The following is a 24,143-nucleotide window of genomic DNA, read 5'->3' on the forward strand; positions in this document are numbered from 1 at the left end:
CAGCCGCTTAACCGCGAGGCGCTGCTTCGATTCGGAATCTCCATGCAGCAATCGGAATCCCAATGGTTCGCATCGAACGTTCGAGAGGAATTCGTTTATTCCCTGAAACCATATGGCGCTTACGATGAGTCAGAGAAAGATCGAAAGATACATGGGGCATTGGAAGCGGCGGGTTTGGCACCCGAACTGCTGGAGCGGGATCCGTGGACATTAAGCGGCGGGCAGCAGCGCAGGCTTGCGCTTGCTTGTCTTCTTGCCTGCGAGCCGGAATGGCTTCTTCTGGATGAACCGACGGCTGGTCTGGACACAGGCGGCAGGGCCATCCTATGCGAGCTTCTGAGAACCTATCGATCCCAAGGTCGTGGAGTGATCATAGTGACTCACGATCTGGATACGTTTCTCCCGCTGGCGGACGACGTGCTGGTCGTGGAGGGAGGGACCGTCCGTCCAGCGACAACGAATGAGCGGACAATGCGGGAGTCGCCTCGCGACATGGCTGTGCGCCTGACGAATTCCAAGCATGATGGGAATTCGCCTCGGCAAACCGAAATTCATAATCGCAAGGTTATTCAAGAATCGGAAGCGGCAGCAGGGAATCAACGCACGCGGCCGGCATGGCAACGACCGCATACGTTCGATCCGCGAGCGGTTGTATTCGCTTATCTGTTGATGTCAACCATTCTACTTCTGCAAGATTCCCTGCTCCAGTTAACCTTATCCGCAATTGTAGTCGCAGCAGCAGTCGCACCGTTTTGGCCGCTGTTCCGTCACTGGCTGCCCGTTATTCGAGGATATGCCATTCTGTCGGCCGTGCTCATTCTGATCGGCGGCCTGTCGTTCGAGCCTTTCTCTCTGGAGTGGGGGCGAGTGGAGACAACCGCAATCCGGCTTCTTCAGCTCATGTTCGTCATGGTGCTGGGAATGCCTATACTCGGTCTAATGACGCCTCTTAGGCTGCAGCGAGCGCTGGACCAGACGTTTGGCTGGCTGTCGAAGCTTAAGGTTCCCGTTGGTTCCCTGACGTTGCTAGTGACGCTTATTTTCCGATTTATCCCCTTGCTGATGCGGGAATGGGGCCGATTCGGCAAGCTTGCCCGGGCGAGGGGCAAAGAAACGACGGCTTCCGGCGGCATTCCCGCCAAGCGAATACATCGCATGTTAATGCCATATCTGCGAGCGATGCTCCGGCTAGCGGAAGAGATGTCCGGCGCGCTTGAAGCAAGAGGCTTTGACAGGCCGCGCGGCAACCCCGTGTACGGATTCAAGCTTAAACCGGGCAGGGCGGATGCCTGGCTGCTGGCCGCGGCGATAGGATGCTGTTCCATCTTGTATTTTGTTGGTGGGCTGCTTTAACGAGGTTTGGCTGATTCGAAAATGGGGACGTCCATAGCGGATTTATTATGGATCCAGCGATCGGCCTCCTCTATCCATGCGCCGCCATCATCAGCCAGTACGACCTCCCATCCCATGGTTTCCGCCATATCCAGGTTGCCCTGCTGGTCGTCCACGAACAAAACGTTGGACTGGGACGGCAATAAACTCGCGGCGTGAGCAAACAGCTCGCGCTGCGGTTTTTTCCAGCTTTGTTCGCTCGAGATGACAATATGCGTCAAGTAACTTCGAACGGGCTGCAACAGAGGCGTGACCCAAGACAACAAATGATTGCTTAAAATATGCAAGTCCGCCGCACGGCTCCACTCCGGCAATCGTTGAAGCGCCGGAAGCGGCGACAGACATCCCGCAAGCATGTGCTTCGCTTCCGATGGACTCAACTTCGGCGCTTGATCCTGCAGCCATCCCCAAAATTGCTCCTCCATGATTTCCCCTCTCCACAATTTCGAACTGATCTCCTGCTTATAAATTTTGTACAGCGTTGAATGTTCCACTTCGGCAGCCTCCGAGACAAGCATCCAGAACTTCGGCGAGAGATTGGCGGCAAGCACGCCGCCGATATCCAGCACCAGCTGCGGGCGGGTCGCAAGTTCTTCGGACCTGCCCCGCGGCTCATTCGATTGGTCTGATGATGATACGGGAAATTGCGGATGGCTTGTGAAACTTCGAGAAGTCGATAACGCTCGCATAAGGTTAAACCTCCTGATTATCGGAAAAAGAAATAGCTGAGTTGCGGCGTGTTGTTGTATAATCAACGCATTCTAGTTCAAGGGCAAGTCCTTCTTCTGGCGTAAGCTGCCCCGCCTGCGATCAGCCCAAGACCAGCGCCACACAAGCGCCGAAGCAGCGGCGGCAAGCAATGCGCCGAACAGGAAGCCGCTGTTGAGGCCCCAATTTTCGTTCAGCCAGCCTGCCATAAAAGGACCGGAGAACATCCCGATGGCGTACAACGCTTGATACAAGCCCATGGCTGTAGCTCTCCCCGACTTGTCGACATCGCGAATGGCCATGCCGAGCAAAAGCGGCATGTGAAGTCCTTGCGCCAGACCGTTTAAGGCTTGCGTCGCGTAAAGCCATTCGATGGAGGGCGCCATGACCATTGCCGCGGTGCATATGCCGCTGATGATGAAGCCGGCCGCGATCGTGCTCCAGTAACCGAAGCGGGGCACAAGCCAAGCCGGGCTGCTGAACGAAGCAATGGCGTGGGGAAGCATAAACGAGAACACTAGAATCGTCAGCTCCGTGCCGGACGCCCCGAATTCCTGCGCCTTGAGCGGGGTAAAGCCGAACATGGTGATAAACAATACGCCATGAGCCAGAACAGATAACAAGGATACCCGCAGCAATGTTGCATTACGCACGACAGTTGCGATCTGGGCGAACGACATCCCCGATTGCCGCTGCCCGCTCGTGTCCGATTCGCGCAGAAGGAAAGCAAGCGCCAGCCCGACAGCGGCAATAACGGCGCCAAAAATGAAAGGCGCGGAAGAGCTGAAGCCGTCGTTCAACCAGCCGCTGAGCAGCATGCCCAGCATCTGGCCGGACACGGTCATCAGGCTGATGTTGCCCATCGCGCGGCCTGTGCCGCCGCTGCCGAAGTAACCTGCATACATGACCGTAAAGGCGACCCAAGTGGATGCGCACACGCCGGCAATGATACGACCTGCCAGGGGCCACATCCAGGAGCCGGGAACCAGGAACAGGAGACAGCTGGCAATGGCGGTCAGCATGCCGAGCAAAATGAACGGCTTGCGGCGTCCCCAGCGGTCGGAGAGGATGCCCAGAGGGAATCGTACGAGCATCTGCACAAAGCCGTAGCTGCCGAGCACGATGCCGATGAACTGCAGGGAATAGCCGCTGTCCTTTAGATAGGGAGACAGGGTAGGGACATAGATGTACATCGAAGTCCAGTACAGGACAGTAACCGTCATAAATAAGCCGCGTTGCGCGGCGCTAATCGTCGTCATGTCGAAAAGCTCCTCTCTGATATCCAATGGTAGCGGAAGGGAGCCGCATTGGCAATATACAAGAGGTATGCAAAGGAGGCTGAATCTATGTTTCGAGTGCTGCTTGTCGATGATGAAGCGTACTTCAGGCAAGGGTTGAACGAGCTGATCGGTTGGGAGAAATGCGGGTTTACCGTATGCGGCGAATCCGATAATGGAGAAGACGCCCTGGAGATGATCGTCCAGGATCCGCCGGATCTGGTCATTACGGATATCCGCATGCCTGTCATGGACGGACTCGCCCTCGTTCAGAGAGCGGTGCAGGTCCATCAACTGCCGACAAAGTTTATTATTGTAAGCGGTTACGATGAATTCAAATACGCCCAGCAAGCCGTCAAATACGGCGTATGCGATTTCATTCTTAAGCCCATCGACGAGACGGTCCTGGAAGCGACGCTGCTCGAACTAAAAGAAAAGCTGGAACTGGAAGCCGCCGCCGCCAACCAGCAGCAGCATCGGCTCGGCAGCGAACGAATCGCAGCTTTAATCAAAGGGGAGTGTTCTGTGGAAGAAGCCGAACAGTGGCGAGCGTCGATGGAGCTTCCGAAAGTCGGTCACCTATACTATATGTTTGTGGAAATAAATGATAGCGATTCAGCACTTTTAAACCCGGGCAGCTCATCCGTCCTGGACGTGCGGCAGCTCACGCTTGCGACGCTGAAGGAGATCGCCCCTTCCATGCCCGCGCTTCACACCTACGAGCATAGGGGTAGATTGGGGGTCGTCGTGGCAGAGGCGTCTCTTCCTGAGTATTGGACCATAGAGAGACTTGCCAAGTCGCTGCAGAGCAGACTGCAATCGGCGGCCGGAGGTCCTGTCTGCGTGTTTGTCGGCCATCCGGTAACGCATCTGTCGGAGCTCAAGGAGGCATATATCAGCGCAAGAGAAGCCATGTTGTACAAATACATGGACGAGAGGAGACTCGTGTTCCTGTATGAGGAGCTGCGCTCCAAGCCTCTGCAGTACATGATCATGGATCATACGTTATTCCAAGGTCTAAAGGAAGGCATGGAGGAAAATAACGAAGCGGCGATCCGGCAGGCGGTAGAAGACATCTTCTTGCAGTTCCGGGATCGATGTTATGTACCGGAGGCAGTGAGGACCAGCCTTCATCGGTTCGTATCCGAAGCGTTGTCGACGCTGGAAAGCATGGAAGCCGATGTAGAGACAATGACGTACAGGGAACCGATGATTTCCTGGTATGATCGCAACGTAACGGCGGCGACGCTCAAGTCGCTGATCCAAAGCTTCGTGCTGGAATGCTCGCAGCTTGCTGCGCGTCAACGCAAGGAGATGGCGGGAGGCGGCGTGCAGAAAATAAAAGGTTATATTGATGCAAACTTTGCCACGAACATTAATTTAAAGTCGATCGCGGCGAAATATTATATGAACCCGGTCTATCTCGGACAGCTGTTCAAAAAAACGTACGGCACCTATTTCAACGACTACGTCCTGCAGCTAAGAGTCGGCGAAGCGAAGCGGCTGCTCAGGCTGACTGATCTTCGCGTCTACGAAATCGCGGAACGGGTCGGCTTCAATAATGCCGAATACTTCGTGTCGCAATTCGAGAAGCTCGAGCGCATGACGCCGACGGAGTATCGCAACAGCTTGCGCTGAACAGAAGGAGGAGCATGGCGATGATAGCCAAATGGCTAAACGGAAACAAGATCGGCATTCACCATATCAGGCTTCGCAATAAAATGATGATCGTGTACATCTTTTGCGTATTTCTGCCCATCCTCATCACGAATATCGTGTTCTATCAAGTGACGAGCGAAAACGTAAAGCGGCAGAACCTGGAGGATACGACTCGGGCGCTGGAGCAAATAAAAAATCAACTGCTGACGGAGCTGGACGGCGCGATTAACGTCTCTTCCGGATTTTTTACCGACAACAAGCTGAACGAGCTGCTGGAGAACGAATATAAGCGGCCGGCCGACTATATCGAAGCCTACGATTCCTACTTTCGCCGCATTCTGAACAGCTACACGCCGATCTACGCTTCGGTGCAGAATATCAAAATCTATCTCGACAACCCGACGCTGCTGCATTCCGGCGGCATCGGATATTTGTCTCCCGAGATCAAGGAGAGCGAGTGGTACCTTGCATTAGGCGGCCCGTCATCGAATGCAACCGCTTTCGTTCGTTCGCCGCGCGAGGATCTGCTTATTGCCAGCGGCGAAGGCGTCGCCGTGGACACGTTTAGCCTGGTGCGAAGAATGAATTATTTTGACTCGTTAAACAATTGGGAGAAGGTGCTCAAAATCGAGCTCAAGATGTCTTCGATCCATACGATCTTCTCCAATCTGAACGTGCAAGGAAATGTATACCTCGTTAACGGAGAAGGCGAAGTAGCCTATTCCAACAATACGGAAACGGATTGGTTCACCGTTCGTCAACCATTCGACCAGCTTCGGTTTCCGTCGGATTCAGTGCTTCTTCGGACAAGCTACCCGGCGGGCAGCCTGCTGGGCGATTGGCAGATGATCGCGGTCGTATCGGAGAAGGACATTTTCAGCGAGCTGCGCAAGTCCCGGGAGTTCGTGTATTGGATGTCCGGCATCAATCTAATCGTGCCTACGCTCATTATCGGCTGGATTGCCAGATCCATTACGGCCAGGCTGGGCAATATTCTCCGTTATATGAAGCGGGTAAAGAATCAGCACTTCGATACGATGCATCAGGAGGAGAGCAACGACGAGATTGGCCAGTTGACGGGCGAATTCAATCGGATGACGCTGCAGATCCGGAGTCTGATCAACGACGTATACGTCGCCGACATCCGGCAGAAGAGCCTGGAGCTGGAGCGGCGCAAGGCACAGCTCAACGCGCTGCAGAGCCAGATCAACCCGCATTTCCTGTTTAATGCGCTGGAGACTATCCGAATGCGGAGCGTCATCAAAAAAGAAACGGAAACGGCTAAAATCATTCATAACATGGCCAAGCTGTTCCGCAGCGCCTTAACGTGGAAGCGCGATATGGTTACAGTTAGAGAGGAGCTGGAGTTCGTCAATTGCTTCCTGGAAATTCAACAATACCGGTTCGGCGATCGCCTGACCTTCGATCTTGACGTTGACCCAGCTGCCGGAGAGCTGCTTATCCCCAAATTTATTTATTTGCCGTTTGTCGAAAATGCCTGTATTCATGGCGTAGAGCAAGTGAAAAAAGGCGGCCATATCGATCTTCGCATTTATTCGGAAGAGGGGATGGTGCACTTCTCCATCCAGGACAACGGCGGCGGCATGCCACCAGAGCAGATGGACAAAATACGCTCCTATCTGGCGGAGGAGGAGGAGCTTGGCGAGCGAATCGGCGTTCAAAATGTTATTTATCGGCTTAAGCTCATCTACGGCCAAGAGTTCCAGTTCGACATAGACAGCGAAGCCGGGCATGGAACATCCGTGCGTATCGGAATTCCGGTAGCACGAAGCATGAACTTCTAAGTGCGAGTTCAAAAAGTTCGGTTTTCAGCATCGAAAATTTCTAAGATTTTTATAGTAGGAACTAAAGTTAGGGGGGTCATCAGCGCTCCCCTTCGAAGTTACAATGAAAGTGCTTTCAAATATTCGTACAGGGGGCAACACGATGAAGAAACGATTTCTCGTATCGGCAGTAAGCGTACTTACGTTAACCTCGCTCGTCGCATCGGCTTGTTCGGACGGCAATTCGAAGTCGGAACCGACCAAAGCGCCGGCAAACAATGCGGGCGGACAGGCGACGGAAACGGAGAAGCCGTTGGATAAGGTGACATTTACGTACTTCAATGGCGCCGGTGCCGCCAAGGACATTAATACGAACGAAACGACGATCGGCAAAATGCTGGAGGATCAGACCGGCGTAAATTTTAAAATCGAAAATTTGGTTGGCGATCTAAATACCAAAATCGGAACGATGATTGCCTCCAACAAATATCCGGACGTCATGATCCCGGATGCCGCGATCGACGAGGTTCTGGGCGCAGGAGCATTTATCGATCTGACGGACTTGATCGAGCAGCACGGACCGAACATTAAGCGCGTATACGGACCTTACTTTAATCAGATGAAAGCGGAAGACGGCAAAATTTATTTCCTGCCCTTCTCCAACGTAGTCGGCGAATACGTGCCGGATCCCAACATTAATCAAGGCGCGTTCTGGGTGCAGCGCAGGGTGTTGAAGGAAGCGGGTTATCCGCAAATCAAGACGCTGGACGAATATTTTAATTTGATTCGCGATTACGCGTCCAAGCATAGCGGAGAGGATTTGACAGGATTCGTATCGCTGACGCACGACTGGAGATTCTTCGCGACCTCCAACCCGCCGATGCATCTGGAAGGGTTCCCGAACGACGGCGAGGTCATCGTGGACATGAACACGTTCGAGGCCAAAACCTATTCCGCTGCGGACTCGACCAAAAGATGGCTCTCCGAGCTGAATAAATTGAATGCGGAAGGCCTGTTCGACAAAGCTTCGTTCGTCGACAATTATGACCAATATCTGGCGAAGCTGTCCTCTGGCAAGGTGATCGGATTCTTCGATTACGGCTGGCAGATCGCCAACGCGCAGAACGTGCTCAAGGATGCCGCCAAAGCGGATCCGGCCAAAGACGACTTCGTGTACTTCCCGCTGCCGGTTACCTTCGACGGGCAGAAGGATCAATACCTGGATCCTCCGGGCTTCGTGAAAAACCGCGGCATGGGCATTACCGTCAGCGCCAAAGATCCGGAAAGAATCATCAAATACCTTGACAACCTGCTGACGGAGGAAAACCAAACGCTGAAAAGCTGGGGAATTGTGGGAGAAACTTACGAAGTGGATGCAAACGGAAGGTACTACCGCACCGCTGAGCAGATCAAAAAAATCGATGAAGCGTTCCGCGAGAAATTCGGCTTCAAATACTATGATTGGAACTGGCCGCAATACGGCACGAACTCCACGCTAGCGAACGGCAACGCTTTTGCGCCTGGTCTGCAGCCTGAAGTATTCCAGATGGACCTTACCGATGCGGATAAAGTCATTCTGGATAAATACGGCGCTCAGACATATGCGGAAATGTTCGCCGCTCCGGACGATCGCCCGTGGTTTCCGGCTTGGGGCATTCCGAAGGAGCAGGGCTCCGCTCCGCAAATTTACGAAACGAAGAAGACGGAAATCGTCAAAAAGTATTTCCCTAAACTCGTTCTCGCCAAGCCAGCCGAGTTCGAAGGCATCTGGAACGAATATTTGGGCGAATTCGGCAAGTTGGACACGGCTGATTACGAGGCGTTCGTTACTACCGAAGTGAAGAAGCTGATCGAAGCCGCCAAGTAACCGAGGCGATATTTATGGCGATGCTTGGAGAGGCCGACCTGACGCCTGCCGCGCGGGCTCGGCCTCTCGCGCGTCCGAATTACCATGCAAGCCGGAAGGAGAGAGACAGGATGGAGAAACACGCTGCGGGCTTGGCATCCGGGACGGTACCAAGCAAACCGCCGTCTGGCATCAAATCGTTCCTCATTAAACTAGGCAGACAACATCCGCTTATTGTCATGTCCGTCCCGTTCCTGATTTGGTTGTTCATTTTCAAATACGTGCCGCTATGGGGTTGGACGATCGCATTCCAGAAGTACAAGCCGGCGCTTGGTTTCTGGGATCAGGAATGGGTAGGGCTTCAGCACTTCCGCTTCTTGTTCGAAGACGAGAGATTCCTGCGGGTTCTTCGGAACACGCTCGCGATGAGCGGCATCAATCTGGTGCTGGGATTCGCAACCGCGATTACATTGGCGCTCCTGTTGAACGAGCTAAGGCAAGTCGCGTTCAAGCGACTGGTGCAAACGGTCAGTTATTTGCCGCACTTCATTTCGTGGGTAGTCGCGGCCGGGATCATCCAGACGACTTTATCGCCCGATGGCATCATTAACGAGCTGTTGATGAAAGCGGGATGGATCAAGGAGGAAATATTGTTCCTTGGCATTCCGGAATATTTCTGGAGCATCTTCGGCGCCGGGACAGTGTGGAAGGACGTTGGCTGGAATACGATCGTCTACCTTGCCGCCATGACGATGATCGACCCCGCCCAATACGAGGCGGCGGAGATGGACGGTGCGGGCCGGTTCAAGCGGATGTGGCATGTGACGCTTCCGGGCATCAAGCCCGTCATCGTCGTCTTGCTCATTATGAATATCGGCTACCTGATGGAATCCGGCTTCGAGCCGCAATATTTGCTGGGCAACGGAATGAACGTCGACTTTTCTGAGAATCTTGATATTTTCGTATTGAAATACGGCATTGCGCAAAGCAACTTCTCGCTCTCCATCGCGGCGGGAATGTTCAAGACGATCGTCAGCTTCATCCTGTTGTTCGCCGCGAACAACATCGCGAAGAGGCTGGGCGAAGCCAGATTGTATTAGAAGGAGGGAGCCGGATGGCCGGAATGACAATCAAGGGATTCAAAAAACGGAGCAGAAGGCCGATGTCGCTTGGCGACCGCATGTTCGAATACGGCAACTTTATCTTCCTTACGCTGCTGATGGTCGTGACATTGTACCCGTTCCTCAATACGCTGGCCGTGTCTCTGAACAACGCCAACGATTCGATTCGCGGAGGCATCTATCTTCTGCCGCGGATATGGACGATTGAGAATTACAAATACGTGCTGGGAGAAGCGACGATCTTCCATGCCACGATGATCTCCATCTTGCGTACCGTTATCGGCACCGTCCTGACAGTGTTCTGCTCCGCGATGGTGGCGTATACCGTAAGCAGACAAGAGTTCGTGCTGCGGAAATTCGTGACGATCGCATTCATTCTGACGATGTATATTAACGGAGGGCTTATCCCGAACTTCTTGCTTATCCGGGATTTGGGATTGATCGACAGCTTCTGGGTTTATATCTTCCCAGGCTTGATCGGCGTATTCAACCTCATCATCATACGATCCTTCATAGAAGGTCTGCCGGAGAGCATACTGGAATCTGCCCGTATCGACGGAGCGGGCGAGTACCGCAACTTCTTCAGCATCGTGCTGCCGCTCAGCACGCCGGTGCTGGCAACCGTGGCGCTCTTCAGCGGCGTCTATCAATGGAATCAATGGTTTGACGTGTTTTTGTACAACTCGTCCAATGTCGAATTAAGCACCTTGCAATACGAACTGCAGAAAATATTGCAAAATTCCAACGCATCGATGACGTCGAAATCGGCAAGCGACGGGTTCGCCAACGTAGGCCAGCAAGGCTCGGGGGTTACGCCGTTCTCCATACGCGCCACAATGACGATTGTCGCTTCTCTCCCGATCATCATGGTGTATCCGTTCCTGCAGAAGTATTTCGTCAAAGGGATGATGGTGGGCGGAGTGAAGGGCTGAGGGAGTAATAGGGCTGACGGAGATAACCGACGACAAGTGACGGGAGGCTTAACAGGATGACTGAACGACAAGGCGCTTATTACACGGGCAACTACCGCAATTTGTTCGCGGAATGCGGGTATGAGCCGCAAGAAGTCGATAATAGGCTGGCGGAAGCCTGGGAAGCGCTGTTCGGCGAGAACGAAGAGACGCGAATCTATTATCCGATGGGCGAGACGCAAGGCTATTTGCTGGATACGGGAAACCTGGACGTGCGATCGGAAGGCATGTCATATGGCATGATGATGGCGGTGCAGTACGGACGCAAGGATATATTCGACCGAATATGGAATTGGACGTACTCCTTCATGTTTATGAAGGAAGGGGTTAATAAGGGGTATTTCGCCTGGTCGTGCAAGCCCGACGGGACGCGATTGTCGAACGGGCCGGCGCCTGACGGGGAAGAATATTTCGCCTTGGCGCTGCTGTTTGCTTCCCACCGATGGGGGGATGGCGAAGCTCCTTATGATTATGGCAAGCAGGCTCGCGATCTGCTGCGCACATGCATCCATCAAGGCGAGGACGGAACCGGGTATCCCATGTGGAACCCTGACAACAAGCTGATCAAGTTCGTGCCGGAGGTCGAGTTCTCGGATCCGTCCTATCATTTGCCCCACTTTTACGAGCTGTTCGCGTTATGGGCTTACCCCGAAGACCGAAGCTTCTGGGAAGAGGCTGCTTCGGCAAGCCGGGATTATATCCAGCTTGCGAGTCATCCCGAAACGGGACTGACGCCGGAGTATGCCTATTATGACGGAACGCCGAACGATACGCGCGGCTATGGACATTTTTTTAGCGATGCTTACCGCGTCGCGGCGAATATCGGTTTGGACTGGGAGTGGTTCCGAAAGGACGAGAGGCAGCGGAGTCTTGCAAATCGCATACAATCCTTCTTCGCAGACAAACGGCCGGAGGATTACCGCAGGTACCGGATTAACGGAGAACCTTTCGAGGAGAAGGCATTGCATCCCGTCGGCTTGCTGGCCTCCAATGCCGCCGCGTCGCTTGCCGCGGACGGACCGCATGCCGAGGACAACGCCAGGCTTCTGTGGGAAACTTCCGTAAGAACGGGCGACCGCCGCTATTACGACAATTGTTTGTATCTGTTCGCGATGCTGGCGCTAAGCGGGCGATACAGGATTTGGTTTCCTTCGGAAGAATAACAAATTTTACAAAATTGAAATAAGCAGTCTCCGGCTTGCTATTGCTTGCCAGGGACTGTTTTTTGTCATTTCCAAACGATAGACTGCCCAGAACAGGAAACTTTCGCCAACGACTTTCGTATAACGTATAGGTTTTGGGCATATTCGCCGTATCGCGCAATCATTCGAAACTTGAGGAGAGATATGCAAATGGAAAATAACAAGGAAAAGCTCGGATCCGGTAATCGCGGGTGGACGAGCAATGGGATGAAAGAGCTGAGAGACTGGACTTTATCGTTAGGCATTGCGATTACTTTGGCCATGTTGTTTCAGACGTACGCTTATGCCCAGACGGAAGTACATAACGTGTCCATGCAAAATACGCTCGTCGAAGGAGAACGGCTGATCGAAGATAAGTGGTCGTACCGTGTAAGCGAGCCGAAGCAAGGGGATATCGTCATCATTAACGGACCTGAGCATGAGCTTCGTCTTGTAAAGAGAGTCATCGCGCTGGAAGGTCAAACGGTAGACATCGCTGATGGAGCTGTATTCGTGGACGGAGTCAGGCTTGAGGAGCCTTACGCGAAAGGCGAGACGTTTCCGGGCAGTCTGGATGTACCCTTCGTCGTTCCGGCCGGACATGTGCTTGTATTAGGCGATAATCGCGAAAGAAGCCAGGACAGCCGCGACTTCGGACCTGTCGCCCTATCCAGCTTGGAGGGCAAGGCGGTGTTCCGAATTTGGCCAGTCGACCGGATCGGCAGTTTGAAATAACTTTCGTAACGTAATAAATTTGTAATATTTGATTACAATTTCGTTTAGAATTAGCCTTTATGATAAACGATAGATGAAACATCCTAACTGGGGAACGGAGCGTGATGCATGTCCATTCGCTTGAAACTGTATATGTCTTATCTGGCGATGGCCGTCGTCCCGGTCATCCTGTTAATATTGTTCATCATGATCATATTCGCCAGCAGCGGCAAGCAGGACATTAGGGATCTGACAGAAGTGAAGCAAGACGAGAATTTCAACCAGGCATTGGTTTATGGTGAACTCATGTATGTGCTTCGGGAAGACACGGGTCAGCTTCAGAATCCGGACTTCCTGACGGATCTGCAGGAGCGGCTTAGCGAGCAGTGGGCGGGCCTCATTATATCCAAGGATGACAAGGTTACCGATGTTTCTCCCTTTCTGAGCTCGTTATCGGAAGGAGAGGATTGGCAAAAACTTGCGGATGAGCCTAACGAAAGATTATTTTTCCACAATTATCGGTTTACATCTCATGAGCTCGACTTTCAATACCCGGATGGGGGAGAAGGAAAGGCGCTGTTGCTCTATCGGGTAGAACAAATTCCGTTCTTTTGGCATCCCCTGACGATGATTCTTATGTTGTTGTCGATCGTGCTGTCAAGCATGCTGCTCACCTACTTCGTATCCCGAAGCATTATCAAGCCGCTTCAGTCGCTCAGGTCTGCAGCACTGCAGATCAAGGAAGGCAATCTGGCAGAGCCGGTCTCTCCCAGAAGAAGAATGTTCAAGAAGAAAGCGGGCAGCGGAGACGAAGTGGCCCAGCTTGGTGCCGCCTTCGAAGAAATGCGGGCGAGGCTAAAGCATTCCATTGACCAAAGCCTTCAATATGAAGAGAACCGCAAGCTGCTGCTATCCCATATTTCGCATGATCTAAAAACGCCGATATCCGCAATTAAAGGATATGTCGAAGGGATCATGGACGGTATCGCCAATACGGATGAAAAGCGAAGCCGCTATATGGGTACGATCTACCGCAAAGCGTCGGAGATGGATCACTTGATCGACGAGCTGTTCCTGTTCTCCAAACTGGATTTGCAGAAGGTGGTTTACGACTTCAAGACGGTGGATATCGCGAGATATGTGGATGACTATCTCGAGGAGCAGCGCTTCGAGCTCGAGAAGGATGGCATCGTGCTTCAGCTTCATAATAAGGCGATGCAGGCGGGACTGCTGGTGGCAGCCGATCCGGACAAGCTGAACCGGGTGTTTGCCAACATCTTGTCCAATGGAATCAAGTATATGAATCAGCAGTCCGAACGGAGCGAGGCTACTATCGTCGTTACGGTACAAAAGTCCGAAGGAGATGCACTTATCACCTTCCAGGACACGGGTCCTGGAATCGAAGAAGAGGATTTGCCTCATATATTCGTAGGTTTCTACCGCGCGGAGCAATCCCGTAATTCCGAGACGGGAGGCAACGGGCTTGGACTAGCCATCGTAAAGCAGATCGTAGAAGGACACGGAGGCACTGTATGGGCTGAGAACGCGGCGGAGGGCGGAGCGATATTTTGCCTGAAGCTGCCAGCAATAAAGGCGGTGAACGAACTATGAAGAACATCCTGATTATTGAAGACGAGAAGTCCATTGCCGAATTGGAAAGAGATTACCTGGAAAGCCACGGCTATTCGGTAGAGATCGAAAGCCGCGGCGATGTTGGGCTGCAGCGAGCATTGGAAGGCGGTCATGATCTTATCATCCTGGACGTCATGCTGCCAAAGGTTGACGGCTATGAGATCTGTCGTCAAATTCGCGGCAAACATAATATGCCCATCCTGATGGTTACGTCAAAAAAGGAAGATATCGACAAGATCCGAGGTCTTGGACTCGGGGCAGATGATTATATAACGAAACCTTTCAGCCCAAGCGAGCTTGTAGCCAGGGTCAAAGCTCATCTCGCCAGGTTCGACAGGCTGACCGCGGATAAACGCAATCCCGGCAATATCGTACAGATTAGAGGCCTGTTGATCGATAAGTCGGCTCGCAGAGTCACTATCCACGAAAAAGAGACCATGCTGACCTCCAAGGAATACGAGCTGCTGCTGCTTCTCGCATCGCATCCCAACCGCGTATTCGAGAAAGAAGAATTGTTCGAACGTATTTGGGGACTGGATTCCAACGGCGATGCCGCTACGGTAACCGTCCATATCCGCAGACTACGAGAGAAGATCGAACATGATCCGTCCAACCCGCAATATATCGAGACGATATGGGGCGTTGGTTATAGATTCAAGATTTGACGATAGACAGAGGAGTGGGAGACGTTGAAGAGTGTTATTCAATTTTCGCTGAACAACAAATTCGCTTTATGGATCATCACGCTTATCGTGTTGTTCGCAGGCTTGCAGGCCGGTACCAGCATGAAGATGGAGACGATTCCGGACATTACGATTCCGATCGTCAGCGTCACGACTGTATATCCGGGAGCAGCGCCGGAAGAAGTGATGGACAAGATAACGAAGCCGATCGAACAGCGTACGCGGAACATGTCCGGCGTAAACAACGTATCATCGACTTCGTTCGAAAACGCATCGTCCGTCGTAATCGAATTCGATTACGAGACGAACATGGACGAAGCGGAGCAAGAGGTCAAAAGCCTGCTCGGGGAGCTCGGGTTCCCGGAAGGCGTACAGACGCCGTCCGTATCCCGAATCAGCCTGAACGCATTCCCCGTATTGTCGCTTAGTATCTCCAACAATACGCTGGATTTGGCTCAGTTGACCAAACAGGTGAACGAAAACGTCATTCCGAAGCTTCAAGGTCTTGAGGGCGTTGCCGATGTCCAGATCTCCGGACAAAACGTGGTGGAAGGCCAGCTTGCCTTCAAGCCGGAAGTTCTCGTCGAGATCGGCATGACCGAAGATATGATCAAAGGAATTATTCAAGCTTCCGCCATGTCCGTACCTCTCGGAATTTTCGAATTCGGCGAATCCGAGAAATCCGTCTTGGTCGACGGTAATATCGTAAGCGAGGATGATCTTCGCAATCTGATCATTGTACCTGGCGTTAAGCTAAGCGATGTGGCCGACTTGACGGTAGTGGACAAGGCAGAATCGATCTCCCGAACGAACGGCAAAGATTCCATTGGCGTCAGCATCGTCAAATCGGCGGATGCCAATACGGTTGACGTCGTCAATCTGGTGAAGGATGAGATGTCAGCCATACAGGCGGACATCGATGGAATGACAGTGGAACACTCCTTCGACCAAGGCGAGCCGATCGAAGAGTCGGTTCACACGATGCTGAGCAAAGCGATTATCGGAGCGCTTGCCGCTATCGTCATCATCTTGTTGTTCCTGCGCAACATCCGTTCGACGATTATTTCCGTCGTATCCATCCCGCTGTCTATCCTGATGGCGATGCTTGTATTGAAACAGATGGACATTACGCTTAACATTATGACGCTTGGCGCAATTACAGTCGCCATTGGTCGGGTTATCGACGACTCTATTGTCGTCATCGAAAATATTTACCGACGAATGTCGCTTGCCGGCGAGAAACTGAGCGGCAAGGCGCTTATCGCGGATGCAACTCGCGAGATGTTCGTTCCGATCATGGCATCGACAATCGTTACAGTAGCGGTATTCTTGCCGCTGGGCTTTGTATCCGGCATGGTCGGCGAAGTATTTATGCCGTTTGCGCTTACCGTCGTGTTTGCACTTGTCGCATCTCTCATCGTTGCGATCACGGTCGTGCCAATGATGGCCCATATGATGTTCCGCAATGGTCTGAAGTCTGAGCAAAGACACGAAGATAAACCTGGCCGTCTGGCGCTGTGGTACAAAGGCGTATTGAACTGGTCGCTTAACCACAAGCTGGTTACGTTCGGCACCGCGGTTCTGCTGCTTGTGGGCAGCTTCGCGCTTGTTCCCGTCATTGGCACCAGCTTCCTGCCAGCCGACGAACAGAAAGCTTTAATTATTACGTATAACCCGGCTCCTGGCGAAACAAGAGAGCAAGTAGAAGAGATGGCGCTGAAGGCGGAAGCTCTCCTTGTGCCTGACAAGCGCGAAGGCGTCAAGGTACTGCAATATGCGGTCGGCGGATCAAATCCGATGAATCCGGGAGCATCCAAACAAGCTTTGTTCAACATTAATTACGATAAGGATTTCAAAAACTTTTCCGAAGAGAAGGCCAAAATCCTTCCTATGCTGCAAGAGCTCGGCGGACAGGGCGAGTGGAAGGAGCAAGACTTCACCGGTGGCGGACTCGGCGGATCAGGCGTGACCATGCAAGTATTCGGCCCCGACATGAAGGCGCTGGAGCCGGTTGTAAGCGAGCTGATTGCGAAGCTGCAAGAGAATGACGAGTTGACGAAGATCGACTCCAGTCTGGCGCAGACGTACGAGCAATATCGTATCGTCGCCGACCGTGACAAGCTGAGCCAGCATGGATTGACAGCGGGTCAGGTTGCAATGGCGCTTAGCCCCGTGCGGAGCAATCCGGTGCTGACGACGATCGAGGTCGACGGCGAGGATGTTAATATCTATGTAAAAACGGAAGAAAAAACGTACTCCAGCTTGTCCGATCTTGAAAATGTATCCATCATGACGCCAATGGGAACGGAAGTCGCCCTTAAAGATGTAGTCACGATTGAAGAGGGCGAATCTCCGAATACGATTACTCGTCTCAACGATCGAGTGTATACGGAAGTATCCGCAGAGGTGGCTTCCTCCGATGTTGGCGCCGTCTCGAAGGATATTCAGAAAACAATCGACAACATGGAGCTTCCAGGCAACATCGAGATTACGATGGGCGGCGTAACGGAACAAATTAACGAAACGTTTACCCAGTTGGGCCTCGCGATGCTCGCAGCGGTTGCCATCGTGTACCTGGTGCTTGTATTAACTTTCGGCGGCGGACTGACTCCGCTTACGATTCTTTTCTCCTTGCCGTTTACGATTATCGGCGGCCTCGTCGCCCTGTGGATTGCCGGAGAGACGCTCAGCGCAACGGCAATGATCGGCGCATTGATGCTGATCGGCATCGTCGTGACGAACGCGATCGTATTGATCGACCGCGTTATTCACAAGGAACGGGAGGGCTTGTCCGTACGCGAAGCGCTGCTGGAGGCCGGCGTTACGCGCCTTCGCCCGATCTTGATGACGGCGATCGCAACGGTAGGCGCTTTGCTTCCATTGGCACTCGGCTTTGAGTCCGGCGGTCTCATCTCGAAGGGGATGGCGGTGACGGTAATAGGCGGCTTGATCAGCTCGACGCTGCTCACGTTGATCATCGTACCAATCGTTTACGAGGTGCTGAATCGCAAAAAAGCGAAAAAAGGAAAAGCAGCTACAGCAAAATAAATTTCGAGCAGTCCCGCGAGTGAATCAATTGCGGGACTGTTTTTTTAGGGAGCCTTGTCCATTTGGCCGTTTGCAAGCAAGTTCATTCCATTTGATCGTTTTGTAATAGGAGTACTGCGCATAAATTCCCACAGATAGGGGTAAGCTGACAACTGCCCGCAAGCAGCGGGCAGAAGGCGGGGTGAAACACAGTGCTTCGGAATGTGGTGGTGAAAACCATTATTCTCCTCATGAGTCTCGCTCAAGGCGAATCCGTTACGGCATTGCACCACGATCCACTATTGCTGCATGCTTCCTCATCCGGTAAGGAGAACTCGGCTATTGTGCAGGCGGCTGCGCCCGCTTATGCCAAGTGGGGGAGGCTAGCCGTGCAAGAAACGGCAAAGGCGTATAACGGAGCCGCCATCGTCGACTACAAATACGAGGGGCGAAGTCAGCTTGGCCAAGGGATAGTCGAAGAAAAATTCCGGTTATGGCTCAATCAGAGCGGTCGGGAGTTCGGCGTCCGGGTCACCGTATCGGTAGAAGTCGCGACGGATACTTCACGCGGCGTGAAATTCGAAGAGCTAAGGTATTAAAGACAGAAACAGCGATCTATTCAAAGCCAGGTTAATCTATTCCTGAAGCGTTGAATGATTACGCTGTTTTTTTAATTTCTAATTGCATATGCCATCTTTCATATTTGGAAGAAATAGCAACTTTATGGCGTTAAAAACCGTTACAATAGAAAGAGGCAAGGCATACTTTTAAATGAATGTTGAAAGAAAAGGGGAAGAGGCGTGAGAGGAGAACGTACATATCGACAGCCATATTTTGCAAGAGCAGCGTTGGCTCTAATTGTATTTCTGCTGGCTTGGCCGGCGCTCGCAGTCCATGCGGATGGCGAAAAATCCGGGATTAGTCTTCAGTCAACGATCGGCTATCAAGGCAGCTACAAGGACGGGCGCTGGTATCCGGCCAGACTAACCTTGACGAACGATACGGGAGATACGTTGAAAGGCGATCTCGTATTATCCTACATTAACGGGGACAATGTCACGACGAATTCCGTCGTTCCCCTGGAACTTCCGCCGGGATCGCCGGTGCAAGTCACTGTAGGCGTGCCGGGCGTCATTTTGAACAAAGACAGCAACCGAATCGCCTTCTACGAGGGTGGCTACAATGACAAAGGCACGGGGAAACAGCTTGGCGAGAGAGGATATCTTGATTCCCGAAATTCGCTAAGCTACATGATCGGAGTTGTATCGCGAGATCCGGATACCTTTAATTTTATGCCACAGTTGAATCAGAAAGGGTACGATATCGCCGTTTATCCGCTTAAACCCGAAGACTTGCCGGACGAAACGGAGCTGCTGGATTCGCTGGACGTTATCGTTATCAACGATATCCCCACGGGAGACTGGAGCGAGGGCCGGGTCCAGGCGATTCGGGATTGGGTCATTAGAGGAGGAACGCTAGTCCTCTCCGGCGGCGCCGGCTATGAACAAACGTCAAGAGCATTTGCCGAGCTGGCGCCTGTGGAAGCGGGGGGCACTTCGCAATTAACAAGCGCAGTGGCTCTGGAGTCGGCTGGCGGAGAGAGTCTGGCGCTGCCGAATGGTCTTACGGTGTCAAATGGCAAAGCCGTCCGCGGCACGGCTATCGTTGTTGAAGGCGAGGTACCGCTCGCTGTGTCCGCCGAACAAGGCTTCGGACAAGTCGTATACGCCGCATTTGATCCATCCCTGGAGCCGATGGCTTCGTGGGCGGGAAGCTCATTGTTGTGGGCCAAGCTTCTTAGCGACACCTTAATGCCGACATCTGTAAATGCGGCAATGGGATCAGGCGGATATTTGAATCAATATTGGCAACTAAACAATATACTCGACTTGTTCCCATCCATTAAACAGCCCGAGCTGCTGCTGCTTATTGCAATGTTAGGTATTTATATATTAGTGATTGCGCCTATGTTGTATATCGTGCTCGCGAAAGCCGATCGCAGAGAATGGGCATGGTGGCTCATCCCGGTATTATCGATCGTCATGGGGGTCACGGTATTCTTCATCGGCTCCGGCGATAAGCGGTCCGTTATGTCGCATACGGTGGAGATCGTAGAAATATCCGGTGACGGGCATGCCGTCATATCGGGAGGCACAGGCATCTTTACTCCGGCCGGCGGCACCGTTTCGGCGTTGTTCGATGAAGCAAAACCTATTCGCTTCTATGGCGATAACGGAATGAGAAACGGCCTCAATTCGAACGGGCATTATCAATTGTGGAGTGGCAACGCGGAGACAAAGGCCGTCTGGAAGGGCGTTCCGTACTGGTCCACTCGCAAGCTTTGGACAGATCGGCAAGCAGCCGCTGCAGAAGAGACAGGTACTCTGGATGTGAGCTACAAGGATGACAACGGCACTTCCAAAGCCATCGTCACCAACAATACGACGGTTGATTTGAACGACGTCTATCTGCTTGCGCAAGGATCTTCAACGTCGATTGGCGATCTGAAGAAAGGGGAAAGCGGCGAAGCCGTAATGCCGTCCATACCCGCTCAAGGCTACTTTTATTATGGCGGAAGCGTGTTCCCTCATCCAACGAATAACAGGCAAGTCGATGAGCATCGCAGACAACGCGAGCTGCTTGACATGTACTTCAATCGATTTAATAACGGAGTGCTGCAGGCTCAACAACCTGTTATCGTAGGTTTTAGCGAAGACCATGCGAGCCAATACTTGGTCGACGGCGCCAAAGTCCAATCCGATAATTTACGTATGTGGATCAAGGAGCTGGAGCCCGTTATCCAGACTGGCGGCCGGGTGCACGTCCCCGCAGGAGCCATGTCGCCCATTATGACCTCGAATACGATTCAAAGCTACAGCTCATATGGCGACGGAACGATGCAAATCAGCGCGGGAGAGATGGAGATGGAATATTTGTTGCCGAACGGATATGGAGTCGCCTACGACAAGCTGGATATTAATTTCGTAAATGGAAACAGCAATCCAAACGCGGTGTGGAGCATCTGGCAGGAATCGACTGGCCAATGGGTCGAGCTTGGCGGCAGCCTGGAAGCGCCGGCTGCTTACCTGACTCCCGCGCAATCTATACGTCTTAAGATGGTCAGTACATCGGAAGGCATGATCTGGTTGCCGCAGCTGACGTTGGAAGGAGAGGTTTTGCAGCCATGAGCGAAGAGAAGGCAACTATTGTATACGAGAACGAAGCAGAGAGCGGAGCCAATGCGGCTGTGGAAGCCGCTGCAACTCCGATGATCGAAATACGCGGGTTAGCGAGGTCCTTCGGCAATTTCCATGCATTGAAGGGCATTGATCTCAAGATCGGTAGAGGAACCGTATTCGGATTCGTCGGTCCCAACGGCGCGGGCAAATCGACGACGATGTCCATCCTCGCGACGCTGTTGGCACCCTCCGCAGGAGTGGCTAAAGTAGACGGCTTCGACGTCACCAAACATCCGCACGAGGTTCGCAAGCGAATCGGTTATATGCCGGACTTTTTTGGCGTGTACGACCAGTTTAAGGCCGTTGAATACTTGCACTTCTATGGAGCGAGCTATGGCATTCCGAAGGCGGAGCGCGAGGCGCTCATCCCGCAGTTGCTGGAGCTTGTAAACCTGACGGACAAACGGGATGCTTACGTGGACAGCTTGTCCAGAGGGATGAAACAAAGACTGTGCCTCGCGAGATGTCTCGTACATGATCCGGATCTGCTTATTCTCGATGAACCTGCATCCGGCCTAGATCCCCGCGCCAGGATCGAGATGAGGGAAATATTGAAGGAACTGAAGTTGATGGGCAAAACGATTATTATTTCCTCTCATATTCTGCCCGAGCTGGCGGAGATGGTAGACGAAATCGGTGTCATCGAGCACGGTCAAATGGTTGCGGTAGGCAATGTAGCCGATATTCAGAGCCGGCTGCGCGTTAAACGAATTCTGCATATCCGATTGCTTGACCGTCTGGAGGAAGCCGAATCATACTTGGAAGAGCAGCCATTTGTCAATAAACTGCTGCGCGACGATCGCGGCATTGGAATCCATTACGGCGGCGATGACTCCGATCAGGCGGAGCTGTTATCCGGACTGATGGGGCAGGGCTTCCGTATCGTATCCTTTAGCGAGGCGCAGACGAATCTTGAGGACGTGTTCCTGGAAATTACGAGAGGGGGAGCCGCCGATGAATGAACATGCCGTTGCCGGAAGAGATAAATTCAATTGGCGTTCGAAGCTGATCAACCCGGTGCTCGACAAAGAGTTCCGGCTTCGCATGCGCACGCCGCGTGCCATGTGGACGCTGTTTTTCTACTTATTCGCTCTCGGACTTATGTCGCTGAGCGCCATCTACTTGACGCAAGGAATGTCGGGCAGAGGCGCGGCCTTCAATCCCGAGCAAAGCAAGATATTGTTCTATTTTCTAAGCATGGCGCAGCTTGGTTTGATTGCCTTTATGGCGCCAGGTCTGACGGCAGGCGTCATTAGCGGCGAGAGGGAGAAGCAGACGCTGAATTTACTGCTCACGACGCAGCAAAGCTCCGCAACGATCGTACTCAGCAAGCTGGTGTCATCCTTAAGCTTTATGATTCTCATCGTGTTTGCTACGGTACCCGTTTACAGCATGATGTTTCTCTATGGCGGAGTTTCACCGAAGCAGCTTGTGCTCGTATTTGTTTTCTACTTGTTTATGATGATTGTGCTGGGTTCGTTCGGCGTTTTGTTCTCGACCCTGTTAAAGCGTACGATGATATCGGTAATCTCCACCTATGGCGTGACGTTGTTTATGTTCGCGGGAACAGCTATTTTGTTCTTCGTCATGCAAAGCGTCATGGATCAGGCTCGCGCAGCGGGAACGATCTCGGCAACTACCTCTTATTCATGGGTCGGCCATATTATCGCGCTGAATCCTGTAGGCGCCTTGTACAGCATTCTTGACCCTTCCATTTCCGATCAGGCGTTCATGGTCAACCGCTGGAGCGGGAACACGCAACCGAAAGGCGCGCCGATGGCTTTGTGGCAAGAATTTATGATTGTATTCGGCGTTCTAGCAATCTTCGCGAATTGGATGGCAATCCGCAATTTGCGCCCTCGGCTGAGGGGGAGAACCGGACGTAAGTAAGCCAGGGCGATGGAAGGAACGAGAAAACAGGAGAAACATGACTTTTTAGGGGGAGGTTCAGGATGAATAAGGATCCATTGCTGCATGACCTAAGTAAAGTGAAAAAGCGCCTGACCTTATTCGCACTGACCCGGATGGGGTTGTACGGCTTGCTCGGGGGGAGCTTGGCGGGCGCGATTATACTTGCGGCCAGCCGGATTTGGCCTTTGCTGCATTCGCGGCAGATGCTACTGATCGTTGTAGGCGCTGGCTTGGTCGTTGGCATCGGATTAGGGATCTGGCGGCGCGCAAGCGTACGTGACGCGGCCAGGCAGATGGATCGGGGCGAACCGCAAGATGCCATCTCGACGGCCCTGGAAGGTTTAATGCCGAAGGAGCCTGGTTCCGTTCGTTCCGCTAATGAGATTATCGTGCGATTGCAGCGCGAGGAGGCAGAAGAAGCCGCCAGACGTTATACGTCGGATTTGAGGCGAACTTTGCCATGGCCTGTCTGGAAACGGTGGCGACCCCTCGTATTTGGGGCGTTAGCTGCATGGTTGATGATCGTTTTGCTTTTGCTATTGCCTAATCCGTTGGATGACAGGGCGGAAGCGTTGGCGGAATCCAGAGAGGCGATCCGTCAGATGGAGAAGGAACGCGAGGAGCTCGAGAAGAAGCTTGAGGAGCTTGAGCTGCCTGACGAGGAGAAGGAAAAGCTTCTGAAACCGCTCGACGAGCTGCGCAAGGAGCTCAAAGAGCCGGGCGTCGACTCCGCGAAGGCGCTTAAGGAGCTTGAAGCGGCAATGAAGGAGCTGGAGCTCGCGGCAAAGGAAGCGCAGGCTGCCGCTCAGAGGCTGCAGGCTGTAGCGGACGCGATGACGGAGCAGCGCGAGCTTAAAAAGATCGGCGAGGCGATGCAAGCCCGCGCCGCCGAAGCGCTCGCAGACGCGATCAACGAGCTTCGCTCGCGTCTGCGGGAGCTGTCGCCAGCGGAGCGCGAAGCGCTGGCGGAAGCGCTGGAGCGGCTGGCCGGGCAGCCG

General features: G+C 52.9%; 18 protein-coding genes. 16 read left to right on the plus strand and 2 right to left on the minus strand.

Annotated elements, in window-relative coordinates:
* A partial coding sequence (locus PAT3040_RS21665) for an ATP-binding cassette domain-containing protein (RefSeq protein WP_181376762.1) occupies positions 1–1,353 on the plus strand: 1,353 nt, incomplete at its 5' end.
* Here PAT3040_RS21665 and PAT3040_RS21670 read toward each other — a convergent pair.
* Positions 1,350–2,081, minus strand: a complete 732-nt coding sequence (locus tag PAT3040_RS21670; protein ID WP_108994349.1) for an HAD family hydrolase — start codon at positions 2,079–2,081, stop codon at positions 1,350–1,352. The genes PAT3040_RS21665 and PAT3040_RS21670 overlap by 4 nt on opposite strands.
* Positions 2,082–2,153: 72 nt before the next feature.
* Complete coding sequence (locus tag PAT3040_RS21675; protein WP_108994350.1) at positions 2,154–3,359, minus strand: MFS transporter; 1,206 nt, start codon at positions 3,357–3,359, stop codon at positions 2,154–2,156.
* 87 nt (positions 3,360–3,446) lie between these two features.
* Here PAT3040_RS21675 and PAT3040_RS21680 point away from each other — a divergent pair, with 87 nt between their 5' ends.
* From PAT3040_RS21680 to PAT3040_RS21750, 15 genes are all read left to right on the plus strand, one after another.
* On the plus strand, positions 3,447–5,015 hold the full coding sequence (locus PAT3040_RS21680) for a response regulator (RefSeq protein ID WP_108994351.1): 1,569 nt from the start codon (positions 3,447–3,449) through the stop codon (positions 5,013–5,015).
* 20 nt (positions 5,016–5,035) lie between these two features.
* Positions 5,036–6,841 (plus strand): sensor histidine kinase, encoded by a 1,806-nt coding sequence (locus PAT3040_RS21685; protein WP_108994352.1) that lies wholly within the window; start codon positions 5,036–5,038, stop codon positions 6,839–6,841.
* A 142-nt stretch (positions 6,842–6,983) separates the two neighbouring features.
* Entirely contained in the window at positions 6,984–8,687 is a 1,704-nt protein-coding gene (locus PAT3040_RS21690) for a type 2 periplasmic-binding domain-containing protein (protein WP_108994353.1), read from the plus strand.
* 110 nt (positions 8,688–8,797) lie between these two features.
* On the plus strand, positions 8,798–9,766 hold the full coding sequence (locus tag PAT3040_RS21695) for an ABC transporter permease (RefSeq protein ID WP_087570881.1): 969 nt from the start codon (positions 8,798–8,800) through the stop codon (positions 9,764–9,766).
* A 14-nt stretch (positions 9,767–9,780) separates the two neighbouring features.
* On the plus strand, positions 9,781–10,719 hold the full coding sequence (locus PAT3040_RS21700; RefSeq protein WP_087570880.1) for a carbohydrate ABC transporter permease: 939 nt from the start codon (positions 9,781–9,783) through the stop codon (positions 10,717–10,719).
* A 56-nt stretch (positions 10,720–10,775) separates the two neighbouring features.
* On the plus strand, positions 10,776–11,921 hold the full coding sequence (locus PAT3040_RS21705) for a family 8 glycosyl hydrolase (protein ID WP_108994354.1): 1,146 nt from the start codon (positions 10,776–10,778) through the stop codon (positions 11,919–11,921).
* A gap of 189 nt (positions 11,922–12,110) precedes the next feature.
* Positions 12,111–12,674: a signal peptidase I gene (gene lepB / locus PAT3040_RS21710; RefSeq protein ID WP_258235094.1), complete on the plus strand. Its 564-nt coding sequence runs from the start codon at positions 12,111–12,113 to the stop codon at positions 12,672–12,674.
* Between the two features lie 108 nt (positions 12,675–12,782).
* A complete protein-coding gene (locus PAT3040_RS21715; protein WP_108994355.1) occupies positions 12,783–14,264 on the plus strand; it encodes a sensor histidine kinase in 1,482 nt (493 codons plus the stop codon).
* The gene (locus PAT3040_RS21720) at positions 14,261–14,950 is read left to right on the plus strand and encodes a response regulator transcription factor (RefSeq protein ID WP_087570877.1); all 690 of its coding nucleotides are present in this window, start codon (positions 14,261–14,263) and stop codon (positions 14,948–14,950) included. The genes PAT3040_RS21715 and PAT3040_RS21720 overlap by 4 nt, the downstream gene beginning before the upstream one ends.
* 24 nt (positions 14,951–14,974) lie before the next feature.
* Positions 14,975–18,016, plus strand: a complete 3,042-nt coding sequence (locus PAT3040_RS21725; RefSeq protein WP_108994356.1) for an efflux RND transporter permease subunit — start codon at positions 14,975–14,977, stop codon at positions 18,014–18,016.
* 191 nt (positions 18,017–18,207) lie between these two features.
* Positions 18,208–18,594, plus strand: a complete 387-nt coding sequence (locus PAT3040_RS21730) for a DUF3889 domain-containing protein (protein ID WP_108994357.1) — start codon at positions 18,208–18,210, stop codon at positions 18,592–18,594.
* Positions 18,595–18,795: 201 nt separating this feature from the next.
* Positions 18,796–21,183, plus strand: a complete 2,388-nt coding sequence (locus tag PAT3040_RS21735) for a DUF8725 domain-containing protein (protein ID WP_108994358.1) — start codon at positions 18,796–18,798, stop codon at positions 21,181–21,183.
* Positions 21,184–21,263: 80 nt separating this feature from the next.
* Positions 21,264–22,196 (plus strand): ABC transporter ATP-binding protein, encoded by a 933-nt coding sequence (locus tag PAT3040_RS21740; protein ID WP_108994365.1) that lies wholly within the window; start codon positions 21,264–21,266, stop codon positions 22,194–22,196.
* Positions 22,189–23,124: an ABC transporter permease gene (locus PAT3040_RS21745; RefSeq protein WP_108994359.1), complete on the plus strand. Its 936-nt coding sequence runs from the start codon at positions 22,189–22,191 to the stop codon at positions 23,122–23,124. The genes PAT3040_RS21740 and PAT3040_RS21745 overlap by 8 nt, the downstream gene beginning before the upstream one ends.
* A 62-nt stretch (positions 23,125–23,186) precedes the next feature.
* A partial coding sequence (locus tag PAT3040_RS21750) for a hypothetical protein (protein WP_181376763.1) occupies positions 23,187–24,143 on the plus strand: 957 nt, incomplete at its 3' end.

The organism is Paenibacillus agaridevorans (assembly GCF_003112455.1).
Lineage (GTDB): Bacteria > Bacillota > Bacilli > Paenibacillales > Paenibacillaceae > Pristimantibacillus > Pristimantibacillus agaridevorans.

Coding starts and splice junctions, on each gene's coding strand:
- PAT3040_RS21675 (WP_108994350.1), bottom strand. CDS start 3,359: ATGACGACGATTAGCGCCGCGCAACGCGGCTTATTTATGACGGTTACT.
- PAT3040_RS21670 (WP_108994349.1), bottom strand. CDS start 2,081: ATGCGAGCGTTATCGACTTCTCGAAGTTTCACAAGCCATCCGCAATTT.
- lepB (WP_258235094.1), top strand. CDS start 12,111: ATGGAAAATAACAAGGAAAAGCTCGGATCCGGTAATCGCGGGTGGACG.
- PAT3040_RS21720 (WP_087570877.1), top strand. CDS start 14,261: ATGAAGAACATCCTGATTATTGAAGACGAGAAGTCCATTGCCGAATTG.
- PAT3040_RS21695 (WP_087570881.1), top strand. CDS start 8,798: ATGGAGAAACACGCTGCGGGCTTGGCATCCGGGACGGTACCAAGCAAA.
- PAT3040_RS21700 (WP_087570880.1), top strand. CDS start 9,781: ATGGCCGGAATGACAATCAAGGGATTCAAAAAACGGAGCAGAAGGCCG.
- PAT3040_RS21745 (WP_108994359.1), top strand. CDS start 22,189: ATGAATGAACATGCCGTTGCCGGAAGAGATAAATTCAATTGGCGTTCG.
- PAT3040_RS21690 (WP_108994353.1), top strand. CDS start 6,984: ATGAAGAAACGATTTCTCGTATCGGCAGTAAGCGTACTTACGTTAACC.
- PAT3040_RS21705 (WP_108994354.1), top strand. CDS start 10,776: ATGACTGAACGACAAGGCGCTTATTACACGGGCAACTACCGCAATTTG.
- PAT3040_RS21740 (WP_108994365.1), top strand. CDS start 21,264: ATGATCGAAATACGCGGGTTAGCGAGGTCCTTCGGCAATTTCCATGCA.
- PAT3040_RS21715 (WP_108994355.1), top strand. CDS start 12,783: ATGTCCATTCGCTTGAAACTGTATATGTCTTATCTGGCGATGGCCGTC.
- PAT3040_RS21685 (WP_108994352.1), top strand. CDS start 5,036: ATGATAGCCAAATGGCTAAACGGAAACAAGATCGGCATTCACCATATC.
- PAT3040_RS21680 (WP_108994351.1), top strand. CDS start 3,447: ATGTTTCGAGTGCTGCTTGTCGATGATGAAGCGTACTTCAGGCAAGGG.